The sequence below is a fragment of the Vibrio antiquarius genome (assembly GCF_000024825.1).
GTDB classification, from domain to species: Bacteria; Pseudomonadota; Gammaproteobacteria; order Enterobacterales; family Vibrionaceae; genus Vibrio; species Vibrio diabolicus.
Window position 1 is genome coordinate 259121 of the sequence record NC_013457.1, and the last position, 24720, is coordinate 283840.

Annotated in this window: 28 protein-coding genes and 1 pseudogene; 10 read left to right on the forward strand and 19 right to left on the reverse strand. The window is 44.2% G+C overall.

Going from position 1 to position 24720, the window contains the following annotated elements:
• Nucleotides 1–29 precede the first annotated feature (29 nt).
• A complete protein-coding gene (locus tag VEA_RS16215; RefSeq protein ID WP_006742277.1) occupies nt 30–491 on the forward strand; it encodes a carboxymuconolactone decarboxylase family protein in 462 nt (153 codons plus the stop codon).
• Between the two features lie 104 nt (nt 492–595).
• A complete protein-coding gene (locus VEA_RS16220) occupies nt 596–1336 on the forward strand; it encodes a helix-turn-helix domain-containing protein (protein ID WP_006742278.1) in 741 nt (246 codons plus the stop codon).
• Nucleotides 1337–1455: 119 nt separating this feature from the next.
• Here the strand turns inward: VEA_RS16220 and VEA_RS16225 are convergent, their stop codons facing one another.
• The 3 genes from VEA_RS16225 to VEA_RS16235 form a co-directional block, all read right to left on the reverse strand.
• Entirely contained in the window at nt 1456–1950 is a 495-nt protein-coding gene (locus tag VEA_RS16225) for a YcxB family protein (protein WP_006742279.1), read from the reverse strand.
• 240 nt (nt 1951–2190) lie between these two features.
• Nucleotides 2191–2451 carry a DUF5062 family protein gene (locus VEA_RS16230; protein WP_005376453.1) on the reverse strand — a complete coding sequence of 87 codons (261 nt, stop codon included), beginning with the start codon at nt 2449–2451 and terminating at the stop codon, nt 2191–2193.
• 194 nt (nt 2452–2645) lie between these two features.
• Nucleotides 2646–3506: an immunity 49 family protein gene (locus VEA_RS16235; protein WP_006742280.1), complete on the reverse strand. Its 861-nt coding sequence runs from the start codon at nt 3504–3506 to the stop codon at nt 2646–2648.
• A 356-nt stretch (nt 3507–3862) separates the two neighbouring features.
• Here VEA_RS16235 and VEA_RS16240 point away from each other — a divergent pair, with 356 nt between their 5' ends.
• The 3 genes from VEA_RS16240 (at nt 3863) to VEA_RS16250 (ending at nt 7305) form a co-directional block, all read left to right on the forward strand.
• Entirely contained in the window at nt 3863–4477 is a 615-nt protein-coding gene (locus VEA_RS16240) for a 3'-5' exonuclease (RefSeq protein WP_005395184.1), read from the forward strand.
• Nucleotides 4478–4650: 173 nt separating this feature from the next.
• Complete coding sequence (locus VEA_RS16245) at nt 4651–6411, forward strand: ABC transporter ATP-binding protein/permease (protein WP_006742281.1); 1761 nt, start codon at nt 4651–4653, stop codon at nt 6409–6411.
• Nucleotides 6412–6912: 501 nt separating this feature from the next.
• Nucleotides 6913–7305, forward strand: a complete 393-nt coding sequence (locus tag VEA_RS16250; protein ID WP_006742282.1) for a hypothetical protein — start codon at nt 6913–6915, stop codon at nt 7303–7305.
• A gap of 41 nt (nt 7306–7346) precedes the next feature.
• Here VEA_RS16250 and VEA_RS16255 read toward each other — a convergent pair whose 3' ends face one another.
• From VEA_RS16255 to VEA_RS16270, 4 genes are all read right to left on the reverse strand, one after another.
• On the reverse strand, nt 7347–8351 hold the full coding sequence (locus VEA_RS16255) for a metal-dependent hydrolase (protein ID WP_006742283.1): 1005 nt from the start codon (nt 8349–8351) through the stop codon (nt 7347–7349).
• Between the two features lie 333 nt (nt 8352–8684).
• Nucleotides 8685–9143 carry a hypothetical protein gene (locus VEA_RS16260; protein ID WP_005395188.1) on the reverse strand — a complete coding sequence of 153 codons (459 nt, stop codon included), beginning with the start codon at nt 9141–9143 and terminating at the stop codon, nt 8685–8687.
• 94 nt (nt 9144–9237) lie between these two features.
• Nucleotides 9238–10266 (reverse strand): phospholipase A, encoded by a 1029-nt coding sequence (locus VEA_RS16265; protein WP_006742284.1) that lies wholly within the window; start codon nt 10264–10266, stop codon nt 9238–9240.
• A gap of 232 nt (nt 10267–10498) precedes the next feature.
• On the reverse strand, nt 10499–11002 hold the full coding sequence (locus VEA_RS16270; RefSeq protein ID WP_006742285.1) for a DUF2938 domain-containing protein: 504 nt from the start codon (nt 11000–11002) through the stop codon (nt 10499–10501).
• Nucleotides 11003–11086: 84 nt separating this feature from the next.
• On the opposite strand from VEA_RS16270, the gene VEA_RS16275 reads away from it, so the two are divergent.
• On the forward strand, nt 11087–11494 hold the full coding sequence (locus tag VEA_RS16275; protein ID WP_006742286.1) for a helix-turn-helix domain-containing protein: 408 nt from the start codon (nt 11087–11089) through the stop codon (nt 11492–11494).
• Nucleotides 11495–11558: 64 nt separating this feature from the next.
• Here the strand turns inward: VEA_RS16275 and def are convergent, their stop codons facing one another.
• From def to VEA_RS16310, 7 genes and pseudogenes are all read right to left on the reverse strand, one after another.
• The gene (gene def, locus VEA_RS16280) at nt 11559–12065 is read right to left on the reverse strand and encodes a peptide deformylase (RefSeq protein ID WP_006742287.1); all 507 of its coding nucleotides are present in this window, start codon (nt 12063–12065) and stop codon (nt 11559–11561) included.
• Nucleotides 12066–12285: 220 nt separating this feature from the next.
• Nucleotides 12286–12744 (reverse strand): ABZJ_00895 family protein, encoded by a 459-nt coding sequence (locus tag VEA_RS24495; RefSeq protein ID WP_029817912.1) that lies wholly within the window; start codon nt 12742–12744, stop codon nt 12286–12288.
• A gap of 32 nt (nt 12745–12776) precedes the next feature.
• The gene (locus VEA_RS16290; protein ID WP_005478428.1) at nt 12777–13106 is read right to left on the reverse strand and encodes a YceK/YidQ family lipoprotein; all 330 of its coding nucleotides are present in this window, start codon (nt 13104–13106) and stop codon (nt 12777–12779) included.
• A gap of 313 nt (nt 13107–13419) precedes the next feature.
• Complete coding sequence (locus tag VEA_RS16295; protein ID WP_005395194.1) at nt 13420–13671, reverse strand: DUF2999 family protein; 252 nt, start codon at nt 13669–13671, stop codon at nt 13420–13422.
• Between the two features lie 100 nt (nt 13672–13771).
• Nucleotides 13772–15217: an AGE family epimerase/isomerase gene (locus tag VEA_RS16300; protein ID WP_006742289.1), complete on the reverse strand. Its 1446-nt coding sequence runs from the start codon at nt 15215–15217 to the stop codon at nt 13772–13774.
• 107 nt (nt 15218–15324) lie between these two features.
• Nucleotides 15325–15866: pseudogene (locus VEA_RS16305) on the reverse strand (AAA family ATPase).
• Nucleotides 15867–16159: 293 nt separating this feature from the next.
• Nucleotides 16160–17506 carry a magnesium transporter gene (locus VEA_RS16310; RefSeq protein ID WP_006742292.1) on the reverse strand — a complete coding sequence of 449 codons (1347 nt, stop codon included), beginning with the start codon at nt 17504–17506 and terminating at the stop codon, nt 16160–16162.
• A gap of 212 nt (nt 17507–17718) precedes the next feature.
• On the opposite strand from VEA_RS16310, the gene VEA_RS16315 reads away from it, so the two are divergent.
• Nucleotides 17719–18594, forward strand: coding sequence for a universal stress protein (locus VEA_RS16315; protein ID WP_006742293.1), 876 nt, complete (start codon nt 17719–17721; stop codon nt 18592–18594).
• A gap of 45 nt (nt 18595–18639) precedes the next feature.
• On the opposite strand, the gene VEA_RS16320 is transcribed toward VEA_RS16315, so the two are convergent.
• Nucleotides 18640–19029 (reverse strand): MazG nucleotide pyrophosphohydrolase domain-containing protein, encoded by a 390-nt coding sequence (locus VEA_RS16320; RefSeq protein ID WP_006742294.1) that lies wholly within the window; start codon nt 19027–19029, stop codon nt 18640–18642.
• A 26-nt stretch (nt 19030–19055) separates the two neighbouring features.
• Nucleotides 19056–19484 carry a PaaI family thioesterase gene (locus VEA_RS16325; RefSeq protein WP_006742295.1) on the reverse strand — a complete coding sequence of 143 codons (429 nt, stop codon included), beginning with the start codon at nt 19482–19484 and terminating at the stop codon, nt 19056–19058.
• A gap of 211 nt (nt 19485–19695) precedes the next feature.
• On the opposite strand from VEA_RS16325, the gene gloA reads away from it, so the two are divergent.
• Nucleotides 19696–20082: a lactoylglutathione lyase gene (gloA, locus tag VEA_RS16335; RefSeq protein ID WP_006742296.1), complete on the forward strand. Its 387-nt coding sequence runs from the start codon at nt 19696–19698 to the stop codon at nt 20080–20082.
• Nucleotides 20083–20093: 11 nt separating this feature from the next.
• Nucleotides 20094–21194 (forward strand): alkene reductase, encoded by a 1101-nt coding sequence (locus VEA_RS16340; RefSeq protein WP_006742297.1) that lies wholly within the window; start codon nt 20094–20096, stop codon nt 21192–21194.
• 119 nt (nt 21195–21313) lie between these two features.
• Here the strand turns inward: VEA_RS16340 and VEA_RS16345 are convergent, their stop codons facing one another.
• The gene (locus tag VEA_RS16345; RefSeq protein ID WP_005498697.1) at nt 21314–21589 is read right to left on the reverse strand and encodes a nitrogenase-stabilizing/protective protein NifW; all 276 of its coding nucleotides are present in this window, start codon (nt 21587–21589) and stop codon (nt 21314–21316) included.
• Between the two features lie 241 nt (nt 21590–21830).
• Between VEA_RS16345 and VEA_RS16350 the strand changes: the two genes are divergently transcribed.
• Nucleotides 21831–23681 (forward strand): acyltransferase family protein, encoded by a 1851-nt coding sequence (locus tag VEA_RS16350; RefSeq protein ID WP_006742298.1) that lies wholly within the window; start codon nt 21831–21833, stop codon nt 23679–23681.
• Nucleotides 23682–23761: 80 nt separating this feature from the next.
• Here the strand turns inward: VEA_RS16350 and VEA_RS16355 are convergent, their stop codons facing one another.
• Together VEA_RS16355 and parS are read right to left on the reverse strand one after the other, a co-directional pair.
• Nucleotides 23762–24232: an RES family NAD+ phosphorylase gene (locus tag VEA_RS16355; RefSeq protein WP_005376497.1), complete on the reverse strand. Its 471-nt coding sequence runs from the start codon at nt 24230–24232 to the stop codon at nt 23762–23764.
• Nucleotide 24233: 1 nt separating this feature from the next.
• Nucleotides 24234–24686, reverse strand: a complete 453-nt coding sequence (parS, locus tag VEA_RS16360) for a type II RES/Xre toxin-antitoxin system antitoxin (RefSeq protein WP_006742299.1) — start codon at nt 24684–24686, stop codon at nt 24234–24236.
• Between the last annotated feature and the right edge of the window lie 34 nt (nt 24687–24720).

Below are 24720 nucleotides of genomic sequence, written 5' to 3' on the forward strand. Positions count from 1 at the left end.
TATTATGTGAAAAACAGAGGAAAATGACCATGAAAAAACGACTCAACTATATTGAAGTAGCGCCAAAGGCAATAGAAATCCTGTACGCTCAGGAAGCTTACTTCCATGAACAATTTAACCAATCAGAAACCATGAACATGATCATATGGGAACTGGTTAAGTTACGCATATCGCAAATCAATCAATGTGCATTTTGTATCGACATGCATAGTAAAGATGCGCTTAAGTTAGGTGAAAAGCCGGAACGCATATGGGGGCTTAGTGCATGGAAAGATATGCCATTCTACAACGATGCAGAACACGTTGCACTAGGCTGGGCTGAATTACTAACTGCTGGCCTACCAGTAGATGATGATACCTATCAGCTGACCTTGAATACCTTCGGAGAAGAAGCTATGGTCAACCTAACAATTGCGATCAACGCGATCAATAGTTGGAACCGAATAGTTAAGGCATTTAAGCCAAAGGTTGGAGTCTATAAACCTAGATAATTCTATCTGACAGTTTTTACTTATAAGTCACTGCTTATTCCTCAACTTAATATGATGAAAAGTACATGTGTATCACTTTCTCATTTAAGTTGAGGTTAAATAGGATGATTCATTTGAACTTAGAATTTGATATTTTAAAACCTCAAAAGGCTTTAGCTGGCTATGTTCAAGCCATTTGGTCAGCATCCGTCAAACCTGATACGACGCAAACCGTACGTAAACAATTACTCAGTGATGCTGGTACAGGTGTGGTATTCATTTTACAAAATGAAGTACAAATGGATGGTGAATGGCAGGCGCCGGGGGTTGTCCTACTACCTGTGAGCATTCTGGCACATCAGGTCTGCCTACCGCCAGGCGCGGTGATGACTGGCGTACGCTTTCATCCTGCAGTCGGTTATCAACTATTTGGTAAACGTCTAGAACAGTTATTGAGGATTCAAGACGACCACCCTTTGGCTTCTTCTGCGCTAGCAACATTTGAGTCTCTGCAAACAGCGCGTTCGCCGTCTGCAAGGATTTCTACGTTATATCGCTGGGTTCAAACACTGATTGAGGAATATGAACCGCAGTACGTCGGCCACATTATTGACCAACCTACAGGGACCATCAGTCAGCGCCAGAGAGAGCGCAATTTTCAGAAATGGTTGGGGATTACTCCTAAACATTACCAACGCATTAAACGAGTGAAGCACACTTTAGAGCAACTCCGAGCGCAACCCGATCTTACTTTATCGGAGTTGGCGCTGGAGCAAGGTTTTTCCGATCAAGCACACATGACTAGAGAGTGTAAGCAGATTGCGCGCATGACACCGAAGCAGTTTGTCCGAAAGAGAAATCTCTAAACCCTATTAGTTTTGTACATCAAACCCAGTTGATTCAGAATCAACCAAGCACTTGTTATGATGTTCGATCATATATCACCTACTTTTTAGATCGCTCACTCCAGCTTGATGTGAATTTGTTAGCTCGCTTTTGATGCCGCGTGCTGCTCTACCATAAACGCGATCACTTCTTCGTTTAAGCAAGATTTGCTGATGTATTGGCGTTGTTTACCAAGGTGAAGGATAAAGCCCAAATCAGTTTGTTCGAGTTGGTCGATATAATTCCAAGCGAGGCTGCGGTCAACTTTACCACTTTTGTAGCGCACGCCATCTGCATTCACTTCAAAAGCCACTTTACTGCCGCGACTTGAGCTGATGGTTTGACGCCACAGCCACCAAGTTCTTTTGAAGTAAACGCTGCACGCTTCAATCACACTCAATACGATAAAGAACCAACCGACATAACCGTTAGGTAGCAGTTCAAACTCCAATAAAACCACACCAAAGATAAGAAACAGCATCCCTTTTAGGTACGCCTGTGGAAACTTCGTTGGTTGGCTAGTTTGATCATAACACTCAGCAAAGAAAGGTTTGTCGAGTATGTATTCTGTAGTGAATTCGAAATCTTTAGACATGTATGGTTACTTCAAGGCTTCTGTAAATGAGTAATCTTGGTTGCACTCTCGCAACGCCTGCATTGTAGCGCTTCTCGGGATTTATCTTTAGTCCTTTTGATTCTGTTTTGTAAATCAATGATACCGCCACGCAAAAAGACCTCGGTGCACTCGCCAAGATCAAACAAGGCGAACCACTTGGCTCGCCTTGTTAATTAATGGCCTGTGTTAAGTAATGACCTATGTGACTTCTTGAGTTTTCTACTTTAGAGGGTCGTTGTCTGGCAATGCACTGTGTATCCATACTGCCAGTCGGTGTTTGATGCTTGCGCCGTCTAGCTTACTTTCCGGTAGTGGCGTTATCTGTTTTGCATCGACCAAGAATAGGTAAATCGCTTTTACTCTCAGAGGTTGTGGTGACTGTGGAAGGTCAAAACCTTGTAGTTTCGCCATCTTCCCACCAATCTCTAGTGCCTTCTTGACCAGTTTGTCTTCATTGTGAAGCTTGGAGCTTTTTGACATTGATAAATCCTCTTCTTCGCTTCGGCTAAGAATACATGAAGTGTCACGTATGGCGTGTTAGTAAGCTCGCATATTGATAAGTTTATGCCTTACTACCGAGTGGTCGATTAAAAAACAACCTTTTCGCGGCATGTTTTCTGTGTATGCTTCCGTGCAGAACATCCGAATGGGCTTGGGCGCAGACTCCGAATGATTTATTTAGAACAAAGATCATGTTCACCGTAAACGAGCCATTTCGGTAAATATGCGGTTTCCGGAATAGTCCAGCCATACTTATCGTATGCCAATGCAGCAAGACCAGTCAGTTTTAGAGAAACATTCCCTTTTGGCGAATAACGAACATCTTCATTCATGTAGAACTGGTAATGCGTCTCTAACGCATCTCTCAGTGCTTCTTGATAATGTGCCTCATCGCCATCTATGATGGCAACAAACACATTCACAAATGGAATAAACAAAGAGTGTACATATGGCACCCTGGTTGATTCTAAATATTGCGGGGAGGATTTCTCCATCACAGTTTGCAATAACTCTGGTAACGCTGATGAATTGCTAAATACACCGCTAACGAACTCGACCAGCGCAACATCGAAAGGATCTTTTAAACGCACTAACGACTCATCCATGATGGTCATCAGCTCTACGCAGCGCCAATCTCTCGCGGCCATCGCTAAACAGATTTCATCCAACCAAGCATCCATCGTTCCCCCTGCAATAGAACGGTTACCTACTTCCGAAAAATGTCGGTGCCCAACGGAGAATTCAACAACGTGGTCTGAATGATTGGCCAGTAAGTATACGTTATTCAGTAACTCAAGCGCTCTTTTTATATAAGCTGGCGAGGCCTGATGTTGTCCGTATTTTGAAGCAGTGAAGAATGCATCAAGCGAATACCAAGCGTCGCCTTTCATTCTTTTGAGAGGTTGCTGATAAAAAGATTGTTTTTCATCAAGCATTTCTTCCCAGAAGTTGTAGAAATCTTCATCTTCCTCACGAAAAATACGCAATTTTCTTTCTTCAGGTATCTCTAAATAGTGATTTTTCATTTGTTCCATCGTTCCCTAGCCTCGCATTATAAGTTGTTCTAATTTTTTGCCGTGATGATATTCATCTTCAAAATCAAGCCGTGAATGATGCCGAAGTTGATTTATAAAATCAATTTATAATCAGTATGTTGCATCGAAATTTAATGCTTAATTGAAATGAATCGAAAAGCCGAAAAACATTTGAAATATAAGGCTACCGCACAAGCCGCGATGGGTAAGCCAGAACGTACCTGTCCATAAACAGTGGACGACGAAAACTGACTTTGTGGAGTAAAGATAGACAGATATTCACCATTGTGTTCGCCTTTCTTTTTCTGTCGCTTTCGATAATACTCTTGCGCAATATTACTCAGCTGGAAAATTTTATGCCTCAAGCAAACTCTGTGGTCGTACTCGACTTTGAAACCACAGGTCTCTCTCCTACTTTAGGTGATCGCGCAATAGAAATTGGTGCAGTAAAGTTAGTCGATGGCGAGGTTGTTGATAGTTTTCAGCGACTCATGAATCCCGGTTTCAGAGTGAGTTCTTTCATTGAGAACTACACCGGCATTACCAACAATATGTTGCGATCGGCACCAAGCTGCGAAGAGGTAATGGCGTCATTTAGTGAGTTCATTGCTGGCGAGAACCTTATCGCTCATAACGCTTCATTCGATAAACGATTTTTAGATGCAGAACTTGAGCGAATCAACTGTGGTTATTCAGGTGAGTTTGCTTGCTCCTTACTGGTGGCAAGACGGCTCATTCAAGATGCCCCATCGCACAAACTAGGAGAACTTGTTCGCTATAAAAATATCGACAACGACGGTGTTTTTCACCGCGCACTAGCCGATGCGCAAATGACGGCCAAGCTTTGGCTCTTAATGGTCGAAGGATTAGAAAACTCAGGTATCGTTAAGCCAAGTTTTCAGTTGATGCAAACGGTTAGTAAAACAGCAAAAGGAAAGGTCGACCTGCTACTCGCCAAAAGCCGTGCTTAACTCCCTCCTCACTCAAAGTTCATTTTTGACTCTTAGACATTTAAGCAAGTTTCGATATACATAATATATTGTGCATCCCAGTGAACTTCCTACTCCGAAAGCGGCAGTTCGCTGGTCTCCCCTACAAAACTGGCTTACTATGCCAGTTACCTAAAACGCTTTGTGAGCCACTCATGAGCAGAAAAAATAACAAAAATCTCAGCATTCTTCTTAAACTCAACACCTTTATTGCACCTTATAAATGGCGGGTTGCGGCGGCTTTGGTTGCCCTTGTCGCGACAGCAAGTTTGACGTTATCCGTTGGCTATGGAGTACGTATTCTTATCGACCAAGGCTTTGCTCAGCAATCATTGCAAGAGCTTACCAATGCGATTCAGTTTATTGTCGGTGTCACATTGTGTATTGCCATTGGGACCTTCTTTCGCTTTTACCTTGTCTCTTCCGTAGGTGAGCGCGTCAGTGCGGATATTCGCCTTTCAGTGTTTAACCATGTGATTACGCTGCATCCGAGCTATTTTGAGACCAACAGTAGCGGCGATATTATGTCGCGCCTGACTACCGATACCACGTTGCTGCAAAGCATTATTGGTTCATCGTTCTCGATGGCGATGCGTAGCGCTTTGATGTGCTTTGGGGCCATCATAATGTTGTTTGCCACCAACGTTAAGCTCACGCTGATTGTGCTTGCTTCTGTGCCTTTGGTTTTGGTTCCGATTTTGTTTTATGGACGACGCGTGCGTGCGCTCTCTCGCCAAAGTCAAGACTCAATGGCTGATGTCGGCAGCTACGCAGGTGAAGCGATAGAACATATTAAAACCGTGCAAAGTTTTAGCTCAGAGCCGTACGAACGAGCGGCTTTCGCTGTCGAGGTGGAAAAAGCGTATGAAGTGGGCAGACAGAGAGTAAAACAGCGCGCAATCCTAATCTCTGGCGTTATTGTAATTGTGTTCAGCGCAATTGCAGGCATGCTTTGGGTTGGCGGCAGCGATGTGATTCACGGAAAGATGTCTGCGGGAGACCTAGCAGCGTTTGTGTTTTACGCCATTATGGTTGCCTCATCGACTGCAACCATTTCCGAAGTCATGGGTGAACTGCAAAGAGCCGCAGGTGCTACCGAACGGCTGATTGAGATCCTTCAAGTAGACAGCGATATCAAAGCGCCAATCAACCATTTGCCTATCCGTCCCGACATGCCTGCTGAGGTTAACTTTAAATCGGTGAGTTTCAACTACCCTTCTCGCCCAAATCAACCAGCTATCAAAGAGTTAAATCTAACCGCAGAACAAGGCAAAGTATTGGCGTTGGTTGGCCCTTCTGGTGCAGGTAAAACAACACTATTCGAACTGCTGCAACGCTTTTACGACCCGCAGCAAGGGCAAGTGTTGTTTGGTGGTGAAGATATTCGACAGTTCGACCCAAACGAGCTTCGACGCCAAATGGCACTCGTACCACAACAGCCAGCGCTGTTTAGCCATGATGTGTTCCACAATATTCGCTACGGCAATCCAGAAGCCACGGATGAACAAGTCATCGAAGCCGCCAAAAAAGCTCATGCCCATGAGTTTATAGAGAAGCTTCCCGAAGGCTATCACAGCTTTTTAGGCGAGCGCGGCGTTAGACTATCAGGTGGTCAAAAGCAGCGCATTGCGATTGCCCGCGCGATTCTAAAAGATCCAAAAATCTTACTACTAGACGAAGCTACCAGCGCCCTTGATAGTGAAAGTGAACATCACGTTCAGCAAGCACTTGAAGCACTGATGAAAGGACGCACAACACTTATCATTGCTCATCGCCTTTCGACTATCCAACATGCGGATAAAATAGCGGTGCTGGACAATGGTGAGTTAGTCGATGTTGGTAACCACCAATCATTAATGCAAAGCTGTGAGTTGTATCAGCGACTCGTGGCGTTACAATTTAAGCACTTAGAGTAACGCCTAGTTAAGCCCTCAAGAATAAGCAAAAACGGACCAAGTGATTTAATGCCAATAGCTTAACGATGTTTTTGTGTCATTCCAGCGAGCCTTGGCGAGACTAGGAATCTAATAGCAACGTGCTGAGTGGTTAAAGAGACAATTTTGACCATAAAAAGCTAGGATAGAAGATCCTATATCACGCACCTTCGCCGCTGTACAAGATAACGAAATACAAAAAGATGCCACTCGTAGTTAAACGAGCGGCATTAAACCAAGTGGTTCTCCTTTTAATACAGGAACTCCGGTAAGAATCCAGTAACCAGCGTACTCTCCCTTCAACTAGAAACACTCATCCCCAAGAACCATATAAAAACCAATCAACTTCATTTGTAACAAGTTAGCTTTCAAAAATAGGAAATCACCACTGTAAAAGTTCACCGCATTTTATCTTGCTGCCTATGGTTACAATGTTTTTGAAATCAAAGCCTTTAAACCAAGTTATAAGTAAGCGGCACCGAGATGAACAGTGAAGCGAAACAACTATTTTCTTATCTATGTAAGCAATACGATGTGCTCTCTCAAGAACTAGAGTCTCGCGCGTTTCCTGAGTTTTCCGAGACCATCACTCATCCGCTTGGACACTGCTTTGTCCGTTGCCCTGTTGGCAGTCAGCGCTTTTCCATTGTTGCAGTCAACTTTGCGCCCTCCGTTCGCGGGCAAGGTGTGCTTACTGCATTTATCGACTACATTAAAAGCAATCCATACCATTACCAAGGCGTTGAAGTCGCTATCATTGAAAACAAAAGCTTAGCAAAACGACTGTTGTCTCTTGGATGGAAGTATAAGTCTCTGTTTGGCAAAATTTTCTTCGCTAGCAAGCCGACCCTAGTGAAGGACTTTCAGTCTGCGTAATAGTTATTACGGCACCGCATAGGTACCCAAAGTAAAAACCATCACTCAAAATCCGTAAGCATATTGAGAAAAGTTTGGCGGTCTTCCGTTGTACTACCTCGATGAGCAGTGTATTCGACGTGCACATTCGGGCTAGCGTTGGGTGATAAATTGATGCCCCACAGCGCGTTAATTTGGTTTGGAACGATGGAGTAACGCACGTCAACAATTCGCATTTCGTTATTCGGGTCTTGCGCTACAAAACCATTTGAAAACCAACGGAAACGTTCGATGTCTTTCGCTTGCTGCGATTGCGGATCGAGCCATGGAAATTGAGTCTTCACATTGAGCTTTGGTGTGGATTCGCCTGGGTAGATTTTTATTGAACGCCCCACTCTTACCGCATCCACATAGTAGTTATCTTCCGTTTCATAAATCACTTTCCAGACCAAAAGGTTCCCGAAGGTTGGTTTTGCTTTTAGCTGCACAGCGCTGTGCTGTCGCTCTTGGACGATTTTCCATCCGGCCGCTTCTGCTCTATCTCGTTGAATAACCCCAAGAGTCAGATAAGCCAGAGACCATAGAAATGCGACACGCGCGTAATTTCGATTTCGCTTCAGTGCGGCAAACAAAAGCAGGATCAAAATAGGAAATGTGAAAGCGGGGTCGATAACCGAGATTGTGTTCCAAGCATAGCGTGTGTTGCTTATCGGCCAAAAAAGCTGAGTCCCATAGCTGGTGCAAGCATCTAACAGCGCATGGGTGCTATAACCAAGGGCACAATAAAACCAACTCTGTCGGAAGTTTAGCCCTCGTCTTTTTGCAAACAACGGATACAACACTAAAGTACAGAGAAAGCTGCCAAAAGGGATAAACAACAATGAATGGGTAAAGTGTCGGTGATATTCCAAAAACAGCAATGGGTCAGTTGATGAACGGATAAGTACGTCCAAATCCGACGCCATCCCTGAAACCACGCCTAACACGCCAGCAGCCACAATGTGCCGCTTGTTACTTGCAGACTGTGGCAAAGCAGCGCCAAGTAAACCTTGCGTTAACGGGTCCATTATTTACGCCCGCAACGAAAATGTAGCCGAGATAGAAGGCATATACGCTTCAAAATAGGCTCAAATTTAAAAACCAGAACGTTCTCCGACATAAATTATCCGTATTTAAGTGGATTGGAAGACACACCTTAATGACGCATTAAAGTGTTCGAAAACAAACACTTTGATTTTAGTGTAAGAAGGAATCGCCCTATTCGCTAGTGAGAAGCGAACCTAAAGCGAGGCTTGTGGTGTACGTCAAAAGTACAAAACTGCGGATTTTACAGATGCAAAAATAAAACAAGGCGAACCGGATGGCTCGCCTTGTTTACTGAAGGATTAACGACAAAAACCTTAGTCTTGAGGGTTTTCTTTCGCGTTGATTTCAGCGTAAGTGTGCAGAAGTTCCGTCAATGTTTTTACCCAATCAAAAACATCCGAAGGTGTATTTTCAAGTAGTTTTTCCACTAGTGCACAGTGTGTTTCTAACGTGATCGCCTCTTCCAAATGGAATGAAATCGCATAGAAATGCCAAAGAACCAGTCGCGTCATTCGCTCGCTATTTTGCTTCGCATTGTCTGAGTCATCAAACGCTTGTTGAATTTCACTCAGTGCGATTGCTGTCATGCGTAACATCGCATCAAGACGTGCAGACAACATACGGTCTTCGCTATCCACTTCTTCTTGATCGAAAGTAAATAGCTCATTCATCACGTCTTCTGGCACCATTTTACTGATCATGCGAGCACTAAACTCTTCCAGTTCATGACGAGGCATGGTTACAAGACAATCGAAGGTGTAATCACGAAGCATAAAATCACTCTAGGTTGGAAATCAATTTCAGCCACGCATTCTAAATACTGAAATCTCAATTGCCAGCGTTTATTTCTATTGGGCTACCGAAAAACTACAGAACACCGTTGATCGCGATACCAACACCAATGCGCTGCTGATTATGATCATAGTCAATCAAGCTCTTACCATACCCCGTCGAGTACTGTGCGTATCCCTGAAGTTTGCCCCAGATCGGAAATGACACCCCTAATTCGGCAAAGCCTTTATGCGTTTGGAAGTTCTGGCGGCCTAAGAAGGTAAACTCATAACCATTCCATTTGTACGCACTCGATAGCTCAAAGTGCCCCATGTAATCTTCGATATCCGGGTTATCATCACCTTTAGGATCATTCGGAGATGTTTTTTCATCCTCAGGTATACGCCACCACGGTTGAAGAGAAACCGCAAAATTGTCTTTCGCAAAGGTTAAGTTGGCGTAAACACGATTCCAACTGCGCGATAACTCTTGTCTCTGCCCATTCGACTCATGTTCAATACCAAAACCTAACCAAGTCGAACCATCAAGTGGCTTCCAGTCTGTCGGAGTATAATAAAAAAGCTCAGGACGATAATTGGTTTCACGAAATGGACGCGATGCTGCTCCTGTATACACCTGCCAAAATGACTTGAGCGTCATACCAAAGAACAAACCATCCCCATCAAACAACAAATCGTCGTAGTTCATTGGCACTTTAAAACTAATTTGGAACTCCGCTTCTTCCTTACGCAGCTCATCCCCGTACTTAGTGTCCGCATAAGCACGCTTATTTACGCGATCACTGTAAGTGAACGGCAAGATGTAGTTAACACGATGCGCTACCAAACTAAATGGTTCAAAGGCGTTTTCTCGTTCTGACTCCAAACGCTTGTCGACCAAGCTTTCCTGAAGCTCCTCAGGTTCTTCAATTTCTGGATCTGCGGGCACTGTACTTGTTACTGCATCAAGCTCACACTGCGCGCGAATGCTCTTTATGGTTTCCTCACCTTTGCTTTGCTTGATTTTGTCTAGCAAACATAAATCATAAGCACTGGCTGTTTCTCCCATCGCAACTGGCGCTGCCAACAAGCTCAGTATTGATATCCCTGCCACTTTTGAAGCCATCTGAAACCCTTAATATTCTTTATGTCAAACCAGATAATTTTAATTTTTCTTGGTAAACCGCTTGCCATTCTGGCGTTAAGGCAATGTTAAATGTTCGCCGACTTTACGTCTTGGATAAATACGACAGACCTCAAACATATCGGCCTACTATGAGCAACACGCCAAAAACGACCAAGAGTTGAGCATCATAAATAAAAACAAAAACAACTCGTTTGCATGATGCTCATATTCCCTATGCAAAATACTGGCTCGCCACTTTGATTGCAAACCCGGCTATGAATAAACCCAAACCATAAGCTAAATGCGCCAATGTGCTAAGAAAACGGGCTTTCCAAGGTGTTGGGGTTTTACTGGCAGCAAAACCAAATCCTAGACAAGGTTGAATGACAAAAAATGGGAAGACCAACATGACCACACCTGTGGCTAAGCCGGGTACTAGACTAGGCTCTACCAGCCAATGATGCCCAAAAGCAGCAATGTGAGCCAAAGCGAAAACAACACCAATGGCATAGTGCAAAAACCAACCGAGTGCTTTTTCTCCCGGCATCGCGTCTGTTGCCATAATTGGCGCATGCATAAGCTTCCCTTTGGGCATGTACAAAACCCAGCGCGCAACCAATGCATAGTTTAATGATTGAATACCAAACACTCTCCTTTGTATCCAAGCCCATAAATCCATTATCAAAGTCGCACCAATCCCTATTAGCGCCGCTTGTAATCCTATTAAAAACAGCATTTTTCGCTCCTCAAGTTTTTGATTTGTTAAGGTCTTAGTTGCATGCTACAACTTAAAGCCAACTTGAAGTCAATGAGGAATAATATGGATATTGCAGAAGTGGTTAAAAAATCAGGATTGCCGACCTCAACGCTCAGATACTACGAACAATTGGGGTTAATTCGCTCGATAGGAAGGAATGGATTGAGACGTCAATATTCGCCAGAGGTACTCAATAAACTCAACTTAATTAGTTTAGGGCGTATCGCTGGAATATCACTTAACGAAATGGCAGAAATGTTGAATCACTCAGAAGGTTCAAAACCATACATTGATCGTGACTTACTGGCGAAAAAGGCGCTTGAAATTGATGAGCAAATAAAACGTTTGAAAGCGGTTCGAGACAGCCTAAACCATGTTGCTTCCTGCCCTTATGAGTCACATATGGACTGCTCTTCATTTCAGAGGCTTATGAAGGTCGTAAAGCGTTATGTCCCCAAAAAACCGAGATAAACCACTCTACTTATTCTTGATTTAAAAGGAAGCAACTCGCGGTTGTGAGTTACTTCCTCCCATCTTACTTAGCTTGCGCTTTTACGTACTTCTTCACTTTTTTCATCGCCATTTTTTGCTTTAACGGTGAAAGGTAATCAATGAACAAGTTACCAGATAGGTGATCGATTTCGTGCTGCATCACAATCGCTAAGAACTCATCGCTCTCGATTGTCATCGGGTTGCCATCACGGTCCAATGCAGACACAACAACTGATGTGTAACGCTCTACATCGGCATAGTATTCGGGAACAGATAGGCACCCTTCTTGACCAAGTGCTTTGTTTTCTCCGCTCACCACTTCTGGGTTAACTAAGATTAAAGGATCATTACGTTCGTCAGAGATATCGATGACAACAACCGCTTCTTTTCTGCCCACTTGGGTTGAAGCTAAACCGATGCCATTGCCCGTTGCGTAAAGTGTTTCTAGCATATCGTCGATCAACGTTTGTACTGTCGATACATCAGTGACTTTTTCTGCTTTTACTTTAAGCCTTGGGTCTGGAATGGAGAGAATTTCGAGGACTGCCATACTTACCTTTCGTTATCTGTAAATCGTAATTTCCGGCGAATTATACACACGTTTCGGCAGACATAAACATGTTGAGTTTTCGTGGAAAGACCGTTTCGTCTAAAGCATTCGATTTTGCTAGAGACCAAAGAGGCACAAAGAAAGAGAAAACAATAACGCCAGCACGATATAGCTGGCGTCTTTTTTACGTATCTATCTTTAAGCGTTCGTTATATGTGAGTTACGCACTCTTTTGCGCTTTTAGCAAAACCTTAATCGCCATTTTTTCACCACTCTTGAAAATAAAGTACCCGAGACAAACGGTTATTAACGTTAATACAACGATAATAATACTGAACCAGCCTAGTTCCGCTATCAGTTCAAATATAGAGATGCCCAAAAACATTAAGATGAGAGAAAACACCACTAAGCTCGATAAATTCCAAAGCAGCACTGAATACCATCTCGTTGTCGAAGGCATTATATTCCCTGTTTTATAGCCAAAATAATATCCTACACTCATCGCTGGTATTAACGTCCCAAGAAAGCCGACACCGTTCATTTCCATGCCAGAAATGTACTCAATAATAAATAGCAGTATGGCCAAACAAACTGATGCCAAACACAAAAGCGACGTTACAAAGAGCACCGAGGGAGCGTTGTTTTCTGTTGAGTAATTATTTTTCGATTCCACTTTCATTTCCTTCCATTTATTTGAATAAAATAAGTGTTTTAGATCATGCTTCCGCTTGGACAACCTAGAGAAACAACACCGCCATAACTCGTTGTTGGTGTAGCTACCATGATTAAATCAACAGGAAGAAACACAACGTCCGTTGCTAACGACAAAGGAATGTCAATCAATGAAAGTGGGTATAACGCGATGGAAGTAATATCAGCTCTTAAATAGCAAGGTTGTCGTGCGACTGATAACGCTGTGCCTGAAAACGGCTTTCCGTATCCGCCACCAGCATGCGCATCTATAGATGAACACCCCACCATTAAAGATGCTGACACCACAAGAAATACAACTTGTAGCTTTTTAAATATATTTATTTTCATTTAACCTAGATTCCAACTAAATATTATTTTTAAAACTAAACCCTCTCTCAAATTGTATATTCAATGAATTTACTCATATGGGCCTAGTGCAACCATGTTAATACGTTCTATGTATTAGAAACAATTCATTTATTTCCAATAGCACCCGTGAGTTCATGCGACGTGACTAGAATCGCACTTGATTTTTTATGCAAGCACCAAATTAAGCTCAATCTATTCGCTTTCCCGTTGGAGTCTCGTACCTTTCATCTGATGTAAAAAAGCCGCCAGAACCGTTTGGCTCTGGCGGCTTTTGTTTTTATCGAAAACTCGATTACTGCTGTAGCTTCGCTTTGGCTTCTACTACTTTGGAGAAGTCTAGGCCTAGCTCTTCCACTGCTTCTTTAATCAGTACAGGGTTTTGCATTACCTGCGCCATCAACGCTTGAAGCTGATCTTGTGGCAGACCTAGTTGGCTGATAGTTGCCATTGCAGCCAGAGGGTTTTGAGTTAACGCCTGAAATAGCTCGTTGATTTGCTCGTCGCTAATATTGTTTTCTTTCAACATCGCAAGAATCGGGTTCATCAAATTACCTTTAAATACTATGTAAAACAGACCCGCAGTTTACCATTGGGTTTTGTTAGTTTGCACGCAGACTTTAACCACCACACCACCATCTACCAAGTTATGGTCGAATATTGGTGAACGTTGCGGTAGTGACTCCATCACTTTGCGATGAAAGCGCTTTTATATCCGCGTTAAAGTAATATGGATTAAGTGGCATTTTACTCTCGGCTGGTCGCGCGTAGTAAAGCTTGGCGGGCTGTTTTGCCATTTGTTGCGCGTACAAATACCCGACCAACGCATGTTCAAACTGGTGGTAACCATTTCCCCAATGGAACGCTTTGGTTGATTTAGGATTAAGACCAACACCTCCGTATTGATGATCCACCCACACGTCCATAAAGGTGGGTAACGTGTATTGAAGCGTTTCTTTCATCGAACCATCGACAAGAGAAACCGTCATCGCCGCTTGATCGAGTTCTGCCCATTCCCAAGACGAGCTATAATGTTTGTGTGGTCTTGATTGCCAAGCAGGAATGCTCTCTTGCGTCCATTGACTCTGCCATTCTAGCGAGAAGAGCGCTTTGACTTGCTCAAAGTTTTGCTGGTATTGCGCCTGTTTAAGCGTGTGTTTCATTCCTTTGAAACCAAACTCTGTCCAATTGGATTTCTCCAACAACTGACCAGTGAGATACGTCATCCAATACGCTTTGATGGTGTGTCCAAAATCATTGTGTTTCGCATCTGGCATCATTACCGCTTTGTGGTGTATCGCGCCATAAAAGCGCTGCTCTTTGTCGGAGTGGTAGTTATCTAGCACCACTTGCGTCAACCACTCCAGATCTTGTTTCCACTTGGCTTGCGCTGTTTCTGGTAAAAGTGGCGCCGTTAACAACAGGTAGCCATTGATTTGGTCAAGTTGAGCGACTAACTCTTGCTGCTTCTCACTTTCTCCATCACCATCTTTCAAAACCCACGCCAGACCGCGATCATCGCTTCGTCGGTATTGTTTAAATATAAACGCTTGCTGGTCGATAAGTGCTTGTTCAACCTTTGGATCTTGCGTCAAGTAGTAGTACATCGCCAAGCCCACCAAGGCGTAAGCTTGGTCTTGAGAAGTTCGCTGTTGCCACTCCATCCCCGGTTTTCCACTACGCGTAAAGCTCACAAAGCCGCCGTTTTTCTCATCTTGTAGATGATCAATCAGGTAATAAGCCCCTTTCTTTGCCAGCTCTAATGCTTGTTTGTCACCCGTAAGATGAAAAAGCACGCCATAAGCGTAAGTTTGGCGCGATTTCATGCGTGTGTATTCGCGATCGAAGTGCGGGCTAATCCACCCTTTGTTTAATTCTTCACACGGCTTTTGTGGGTCGAGAATGACACCGTTATCACAACGAAATGTCGGAAAATTCCCCGCAGGTTGCCCATGCGCGCTTTCCATCATCCAATATGGGGCTAGGCCATTCGTCACATGGTTTAACCAATCATCCCCCGAAGGCAGCTCCACATCAGCAAAGCTGTTCATGCTCGTCGTTGCGAGCAATAAGGTAAGATATTTAAAAGACATAATGCTCAATTAAGTTATTGAATTTTATCCAGTATAAATAACTCCCTTTACGCATATTGTCGTCGTGGTCACAATCGCCTTACGCATTTATTTGCATTGTTCATCTTTCAGCATTGTTCGATGACTGAGCCGAGAATAAACGCCACTCTGTCTTCGACTGACATTTTGGGCACTTCGATCAATTGATAACTAAACTTGTGATAAGCGTTGACCATCTGTTTATGCGTGGCGACCGCTTCAGAAAAATCTTGCTTTCGCTCTTCATCGTTGCTGAATATCGACGACCACGGTGGAAAAATGAACACTGAGACTGATAACGAAGCGTCTGGCAATGCGTGATGAGCTCATGCGAGATTGGTAATTGTTCCAACTTGCTGTAGCCATATACGTCCACAATACTGCGATCAAAAAACACCTCTGCTTGGCGGACATTGAAAGCTCGGTAATTGCTCACTTCTGCCTTCATCATTTCGTCTCGAAAGGCTTGTTTGTCATTCCAAGGTAATGCTGAACCGTGATTCGCAACCTGCCTTTGTATTACGTGACGACCTGTTTCTGGCGAGCAGATAAAACCTTGTGTTTTTAGTTGTTCGATTACCGAGGTTTTTCCTGCACCGGGACCACCAGTGAATACGATGAGTTTATTCAAAATTGTTTCCTTATTTTTTGTTTGAGTGAAGTAATGCGTGTACAGCCAAGAAAATTGGCATCATCTGGCGTTTGAAATTGACATGGCATTTGGCACGCCAGCGTTAAGAGAAATCAGCAGTGGAATGTTTTGGGATAGAAATGAGCAGTGAAAAATATTGATGAAATGGAAGCTTAAACGGCGTGTTCAGCGTTTATGAAAAACGGAGGAATTTTGAGCGAACCAAGCTTACCCAAAAATTGGGTTGGAAAATGGAGAGATTGGATCAGCGGGTTAGAGCGTCAATTGGCTTTCTATATCAAGAAGATGGCACCTAAGCCTAAGAACGCAAAGAAACCGACGACATCAGTAACGGTCGTCAATACTACCGAGCCAGCCACGGCGGGGTCAATGTTAAACTTCTTCAACGTGAATGGTATCAGCGTACCCGATGCCGCAGCCGCCAGACTATTGAGAAAAATTGCGCAGCAGATAATAAGCGCCAATGGCCAAGAGTCAAACACCATGTAGACGACACCCGCGATGACTAATCCCATGATCAAGCCATTAATGGTGGCGATTTTTAATTCCTTATTCACCAATAGCTTCAAGTTACTTTGGTGCAAATGGTTGAGTGCGATACCCCTAATGGCCACCGCTAAGGTTTGGCTACCTGCGATGCCGCCCATACTCGCCACCACGGGCATTAAGATCGCAAGCGCAACGACTTGCTCGACCACATTATCAAAAATACCAATGATTGCAGAGGCAACAAAAGCGGTCAGCAAGTTAATCACCAACCAAAGTGCTCTTAGCCTTGTCGCCACAGTTAATGGTGTGAACAAATCTTCTTCGCTTCGTACGTTTTCTGCCACTACAGCTTGTAGGCTGAGCTCGCGCAAAGTAATCGCGATGGTCGCCATCGACAAAACGCCCATAATTTTGCCACCAGCCATGATAGGAAACCAATGAGCTCCACCATCAATCGAGACCTGTTTACTGACGCTTTGAATCGTTTGGATATCTTCCAGAATTGGCGTTACCACGGTCAAGTCTGTGAGTTTGGTATGGTTCTCATGCAGCAACAGGGTTTGAGGTTCTATCGTCCCAATAACGCCTCCGACATCGCGCACAATGATCAATCGCACCGGGCTTTGTCCACGTTTTAACAACTCGGTTTTGATGCCTCCTACGCTGTTTTTAGGATTTGCGACTAAAAAATGCGGCTCGGCATATCTCCCCACTTTATTATCTTCATACGACAATGCTTGTTGAATGTGCGCGACCGACTCTTCACTTTGGTCGATAAGGTACTCATCCACAAACTCGGTCGGTAGAAAGTCTGCAAAGATGATCAGTTCCGAATCCGTGATGTACGCTAAGCGTTCATGTTGCAGCTCTTTGTTGAGTGATTGATGAATGTGCTTAGCGGTGTCGTATCGCAGCAAGTTTAATACCGTCCAGTACTTCTCTGGCGGCACCGCTTCTATTACGCGTTTACGATAAGCAATGTTGACCGACTCCAAAATGTTCGCGATTTGCGCTTCCTGATAGTCTTTCAAAAAACTGAGGTCTTCGGTCGACTCTATCGCTTTAATGATCTCGGCAAGCAAATGAGGCACTTTGCGATTAATTTGTAATTGGCTGGAATCTATCATCATTGTCACCGATTTCCTTGGGCATCACGTTAGTGTCAACACGATGTCTATTACCTAAAGGCATGAGATCCTGATGTTAAAATTCTAGGCAATGGCGCGCACAATTGCGGAATTTATATTTTGCTCGCAGAAACAGAACGTCTTTGCATAAGGGGATGGTATAAACTTTTAGTGTGCATTAGGCGCATTTGCCTCGTTTGATAATGGAGTAATCAATGGCACCAGTATTTTTTCTGACTCAGCAAGCCGCCTTACCAAGTCGTAAGGTGCTTCGTAAAGTGATTCAGTTTGCGACAGCACTGGCTCAACCCATCGTGGTATTGGTGGAAGATCACCGCCGGAGTGAAGATCACGCGTTCGCGCATTTCCTTAGTTTCAACTCTGACCATATAGAAAAGAGACAAGCTGAGTTTGAAGCTTGGACATCAAAATTCAAAGACTTCGTTATCGAACTTTGTGAAGAAGAGGAAGTTGAAACGCCAACCCTCTCTTACGGGCATTTCAAAGGGAGTCATTGGATTGCTCAAGTCGCGAAACGGCTTGTCGACCACACAGATTTACTGCTCGTGGGGAATTTTAACAAGCACGACATTCAAACCTTACTCACCGAGCTAGCAAAAAACGATTGTGATTTATTACTATTAAGTGAGCGTTCATGGCCTTCTCACGCCAACATGCTTTGCGCGATAGATCCGCTTCATCGCGGAGATGCAAAGTCGGTCGTAGATAAAGCCATCGTATCGCGAGGCTCAAAGCTAGAAAAAACCTTGAGCGGAAAAATGACGTTAGTTTACTGCCGCTACGTTGCGCCTTATCTGTCTCGCTATCGTGCAGAGATTTTGAGCAATCAAAAAGCAGGCATTACGGACTTTATTACTGCGCAAAAGTTAACACGAGTACCACTACTGCTGCCAGAAGGAAACCCTGAAACGGCGTTACCAAAAGCAGTTAAGCAATCACAAGCGGCAATTCTGATTATGGGCGCATGTAAACGAAGCATGTCATCCCAATTTTGGTCTGGCAGCACTGTAGACACGTTACTTGATCAACCGCCTTGTGACCTGCTGCTCGTCAATAGCACGAAGGATTGATCAGGCTTCCCCATCCCGCCGCATCTTAAATAATATCACGCGCAGTTATTGGCTCTTCATGGTCTCTAACTGCGCGGCTTCATGTTCCGCGTTCAAGGCTTGTTTCTGCTGCTGTTTAACCTCATCCCAACTGCGTCCCGATTCAATCGCAGATACACGCTGATCGTATTTGTTGCAGGCTCTTTCGAGTACTTTCTCAGGCTCTATACCCTTTTCTCTTTCCAACGCTTTTAATACGTTAAGATAGTTCCACAACACATCGCCTAACTCGTCTTCCAAATGACAAAGGCGATCCTCACGAATCTCTTCACGGACTTCATCGACTTCCTTGCCAATGGCCTCCAGATAAGTCTCTACGCCTTTAAACCAAGTGTTGGTTTGGTCATATTGAGATTTTCTCGTCGCAATTGCATACAGTTCATCAAATTTCTTCATTGCCTCTCCGTAGAACACGTTTTTATTTATGCCTTTTTAGGACGAATAAACTTCCCTTTTGCCGTCACTCTTACTTCATTATTGACCAGTAATTGAGCCACCAGTTGATATATACCGCGGCGTTCACCTTCACAGTGTGCAGTAATCGTGACGTGCTCATCTAGCTCAATAGGTGCATGGTAGCGCACATCCAACTGCGCGGTAAGGGCTTGAATGTTTCTAAATAACAAACAGTGCGTCATTGCACCATCGAGCAGCGAGCTCGCAATGCCACCATGCAACAGGTCTGTGTAACCTTGATGACGCGGTAAAACGTGAAACTCTCCGACAACAGAACCATCGGCTAGACACTGGTAGTTCACAGCCAAAGAGTTCGGATTCGCATCGATGGAAGAACAAACCGCACATTGATAATGAGCTTCGTGAGTGGAATGAAAGTGACTATTTGCGGACATGTTAAGTACTCGGCTTGTAAAAAGGAGTAATTAGCATATGCCAATTATTAAAAAGAAATGGCGAGTAATCTTTGTTTGCACGTTGTAGGGCCAACAACCTCATTGTCCATAACGTTAAATAATCATTTTTATAATTAACGATAATTTCCAGTTTATTTAGAGTAGCGATAAGGTTTGCACCGTGATTACGCAACGTTATGAAAGGCGACTTATGAAGTTTCTCCACACGATGATCCGTGTTGTTGACCTAGACAAATCTATCGAATTTTATACAAAAGTTCTGGGTATGAGCGTTTTGGATCGTTTTGAAAACCAAGAATACCGTTACTCACTGGTGTTTGTTGGTAGCCCTGATCAACCAGATGGCGCGACCATCGAGCTAACTTACAACTGGGATACCGACAGTTACGACTTAGGTAACGCATTCGGGCACATAGCGCTTGGGTGTGAAGACATTTACGCAGCTTGCGAAAAAATCAAAGCGCTTGGCGGCAACGTCACTCGCGAACCCGGTCAAATGAAAGGTGGAGAAACGCACATCGCGTTCATTAAAGATCCCGACGGCTACCCAATCGAACTGATTCAAACTAAACAATAACGAGGTTTCCTATGACAGACGCATTATTTCAACCGATTCAACTTGGCTCTCTCTCATTAAAAAACCGCATCGTTATGCCTCCGATGACGCGCTCTCGAGCCTCTCAACCGGGTAATGTCGCTAACGACATGATGGCGACCTACTACGCTCAACGCGCCGAAGCGGGATTAATTGTTGCTGAAGGCACGCAAATTTCACCAATGGGTCAAGGCTACGCGTGGACACCGGGTATTTATAGCCCAGAGCAAATTGCTGGCTGGAAAAAAGTAACTGATGCAGTGCACGAGAAAGGCGGCGTTATCTTCGCGCAATTATGGCACGTTGGTCGTGTGACTCATCCTGACAACATCGGCGGCGAGCAACCTATTTCTTCTTCTGCGCTCAAAGCAGAAAACGTGAAAGTATTTATCGACAATGGCACTGACGAACCTGGCTTTGTCGACGTGGTTGAGCCGCGTGAAATGACCAAAAAAGACATCAAGAATGTTATTGAAGAATACCGCCAAGCCGCATTAAACGCGATAAAAGCTGGGTTTGATGGTGTCGAACTTCATGCCGCAAATGGCTACTTGGTTAACCAATTTATCGATTCTGAAGCGAATCACCGCACCGATGAATACGGCGGCTCAATTGAAAACCGTCTGCGTTTTCTTGGTGAAGTGGTCGAAGCAATGACGCAAGCCATTGGCGCAGAGCGTGTTGGTGTTCGCCTTGCACCATTCACTTCGTTAAACGGCACCGTTGATAGCACACCTGTCGACACCTACACCGCTGCTGCTGCGCTGCTTGATAAACTCAACATGGTTTACATTCACATTGCAGAAGTGGATTGGGACGACGCACCAGACACTCCGCACGACTTTAAAACCGCAGTTCGTGAGGCGTATAAAGGCAAACTGATCTATGCCGGTCGTTACAACGCAGAAAAGGCGCAACACGCGATTGAAAGTGGTTTAGCCGACATGATCGGTTTTGGTCGTCCGTTTGTTGCAAACCCAGACTTACCAAGCCGCATCAAGCATGGCTATCCGCTGGCAGAACATGACCCTACGACATTGTTCGGCGGCGGTGAAAAAGGCTTAGTGGACTACCCTGCGTATCATGCGGGTTAATTCATCTGCGTAAAGCTGATTCGCAACTCGCGACAAACCAATAGCTAACCCAAAAGAACCTTGCTCTTCCCCCTGTGACGCCAAGATGCAGGGTTCTTTTTTAGGCAAGCCACCAAGAATTAACGTCTTTGACAAGATGTACAACCTCGGCACGCAGAACGTGTCGTTTTACTTAGTAAACTGCGTTGTACTTTACAGTAGGCATTTTTCAGTGCGCGGCGGCCTGAAAACCAATCATCCGGTTTAGTGAGGATTAAGTAGCCATTAAATCTCTTAACCAACTCGGTTCGGTTGTTTTCGATAAATCGGCTATCAAACTCGATTTCGAAGTAATCCAGCGCTTCTTCGATACAAGTAAAGCTGGCAATTTTTTCCTGAATCGTATTCTCTGTCATTGTTTCTTTAGCGTTATCATTTTCAATGAAGTCTAAGAGCCTGGCGCTTTACGTTCTTTGATTTGGCGCTTCTTAACATCACTCTTTCTGGGATTTCCATATTGAAATTCAATTTAGGAATTCGTTATTTCCCCCAGCCTTTTCATTTTGATAATCAATTTAAGGTGCTGATTTAAAGCAACATTATTTCTGGTTCATATTTTGCTCTACTTCGTTAAACGGAATGTTGGAGGGACACGATATGACTTACAGAGCGGAAGTAGACGGATTAAGGGCGATTGCTGTCACGTTGGTGATTTTGTTTCATGCAGGAGTTGAGCAGTTCGCTGGTGGCTTTATTGGCGTCGACGTATTTTTTGTTATCAGCGGCTATTTGATCACCACCATCGTGATTAACGATTTGGAAAACCAGAAGTTCAGCCTCGGTGATTTTTATGAGCGACGCATTCGCCGCATACTTCCCCTGCTACTGGTGGTGATTGCCGTAAGCTATTTGATGTCTTGGTGGTTATTTTTGCCACAAGCGCACAAAGACGTTGGTCAGTTCGCAGTGTCTTCTATTCTTTCTTCATCCAACATTCTTCTGTATTTAAAAGGCCACAATTACTTCGGTTTAGAAGATCAAGCCAATCCGCTGTTTCACACTTGGAGCTTGGGCGTTGAAGAACAATACTACATTGTCATTCCTTTGCTACTCATGCTTCTCGCTCGTGGCAAAAACGCGTTTTTCCTGACTTTTTTTATCGCGGTATTTGCGCTGAGTTTGATGACTATTGTCTATGCGAGCAACGATCCTGATTTCGCCTTCTACATGATCTTCTCTCGTGCTTGGGAGCTGGCAACCGGTTCATTACTCGCATTAGTAATGAGAAAAGCTCAAGTTCAATCCAACGATACGCTGGCAACCATTGGCATCGTTTTGATATTGGCCTCTGCACTTTTGTTTGAAAAATCGCAAGATGGCGCGGGCATTACGCTGCTGGTGCCGGTCATCGGTAGCGCGTTAGTGATTTTGTTTGCCTCTAAAGACAATCTCTGCGGTAAATTGCTGAGCCTAAAATGGGTCGTGTTTGTCGGCTTAATCAGCTACAGCTTGTACTTGTGGCATATTCCGCTATTTGTGTTTTACCGCTACGTGTTGGACGCAACACAAGACGTCAATATCCCACTTTACGTTGTCACTCTGTTTGTACTTTCTTACTTCACTTGGCGCTTTATTGAAAAGCCGTTCCGTAGCCGAAAAGCCATGAGCATGCGCACTGTGTCCGCGGTTATTGTGTTGTTGACGTTGCCCTTGCTAACGTTCGGCGTTATCGGTCATCAAAACGGTGGTTTTCCAGAAAGAAGCGCATTTTTCGAAGCCATGCGCGTTAATAACGGTTACGGTTTAGATTGCAACGGCAACACCGACGTTAACGATGTGTGCTCGTCTGCGCCGCAGCCCACCATCGCTGTGTTAGGCAATAGTCACAGCATGGTTTACGTGAAGCGTCTGTCCGAAGTAACACCAACTGGCGTGGTGCAACTTACTCAAGATTCCTGTGCAGTCGGTTATGTCGACACCATCAAAGATGCTGGATCAATTTCTTGCCGACAGTTCTTCAAACAGGCAGTCGATACCATTTTGCGTACCCCTTCTATTCGTCGCGTCGTTATCTCTTCCAACTTCAATAAAGAGCTTTCACAAGCCGATTATGAGGCATCATTAACTGGATTGTTGAATGAACTGGAAGGGAAAGAAGTGGTTGTTTTCGGCCCAACGCCTTCTGCACCTTTTGCGGTAGGAGAATGCCTTTGGAAAGCGCGTTTGTTTGGCGAGACGAAAGAGTCCGCATGCGATTTTTCTCCCAAACAACATCACCCTCAAAACGTGGAAAAGTTAGTGAACTACTTTGAGCAATTTGAGCATGTTGAGTTTGTCGACTTGACCGAGGCCATTTGCAGAAATGGTGTATGTCGAATGAAAGTTGGTGCGAACAACGCCATGTATACCGATGACAGCCATTTATCTTACAAAGGTGCTGAGTTGGTGCTTGGGCATTACCACAGCAGTGCGAATGAAGCGCAACAGTTCACTTACGACCGACAATAACCAAGAGAATAAACTTTTATGCTTCAGCGCTTATCTTAGGTAAGCGCTGAATATTTTAAAGCGAGAGAAAGCCAGCGCGTTTATTTGAAAATGCGTGGGTCAAACGCGAAATCGAGCTTTTCGGCCTTCTTGATGATCTCTTTCATTTTGGGATGATTTGGGTTCACCACGTAGTTTTTATCACGAGGTGAAATCGTTGAAGGCACTTGCAGCGCGGCAAACTCAGGATGAGGATCATTGAGAAACTGGTCACCTATGTACTGTGTAGACTCGCTCGCCGGTATTGCTCGCCACGTCACAGGGAGATCTTCTTCATCTAAGGTGGCGATGAGATATTCGGGCATCTCAATACGATATAAATCGTACAGTTTGGTGATAGCTGGATCGTTATTTACGTGAACAAACACTTCCAACGAGCAAAGGGATTCCGATTCAGAGAAGTAGAGGGCTTCGGTTCCTTTTGAGTTCCATCGCCCTCCAAACAACTTTGCGCCAACGGGGCTGAATGGCGTGTCAGCAAATTTCTTTTGTGTGAGACGATAGAGCTTCATATTACGAGAACACCCCGTGCTCTAAACGGCCGATCAAATCTTTGACGATTTCAAAATCCACCGTGGTCGAGACCATGTCTAGCGGCCTTTTTCCACCTAAGCCGTACACATTCTCTCTCATCCATTTTAACGCGCGCTCTTCGTCGTCAAACAACTCTGTCGCGAGTTTCAATAACATCGCTAATCGATAGATTGCATCACTCTCTTGAGTATTAAAACGCTCATCATTTTTAAGACGACGCTTAATTGTACTAACAGGAATCAGTGTCACATGTTGGAATTCACTTTGAGAAAGCTTTACTCGATCAACAATGTTCCGGTATACCTTGGGCTCAAAGCCTTTGTGAACCGCATCAATACGACCCGTTTCAGCATCTTCAATACCTAACATAAGCCAGAAATTGGCTTTATGAGATTGTTTCGGCTTAAAGCTTTTTAATGCTGCAGTTGCCATATCAAGCTCCCATGGTTCATATGGTCTAGTTATT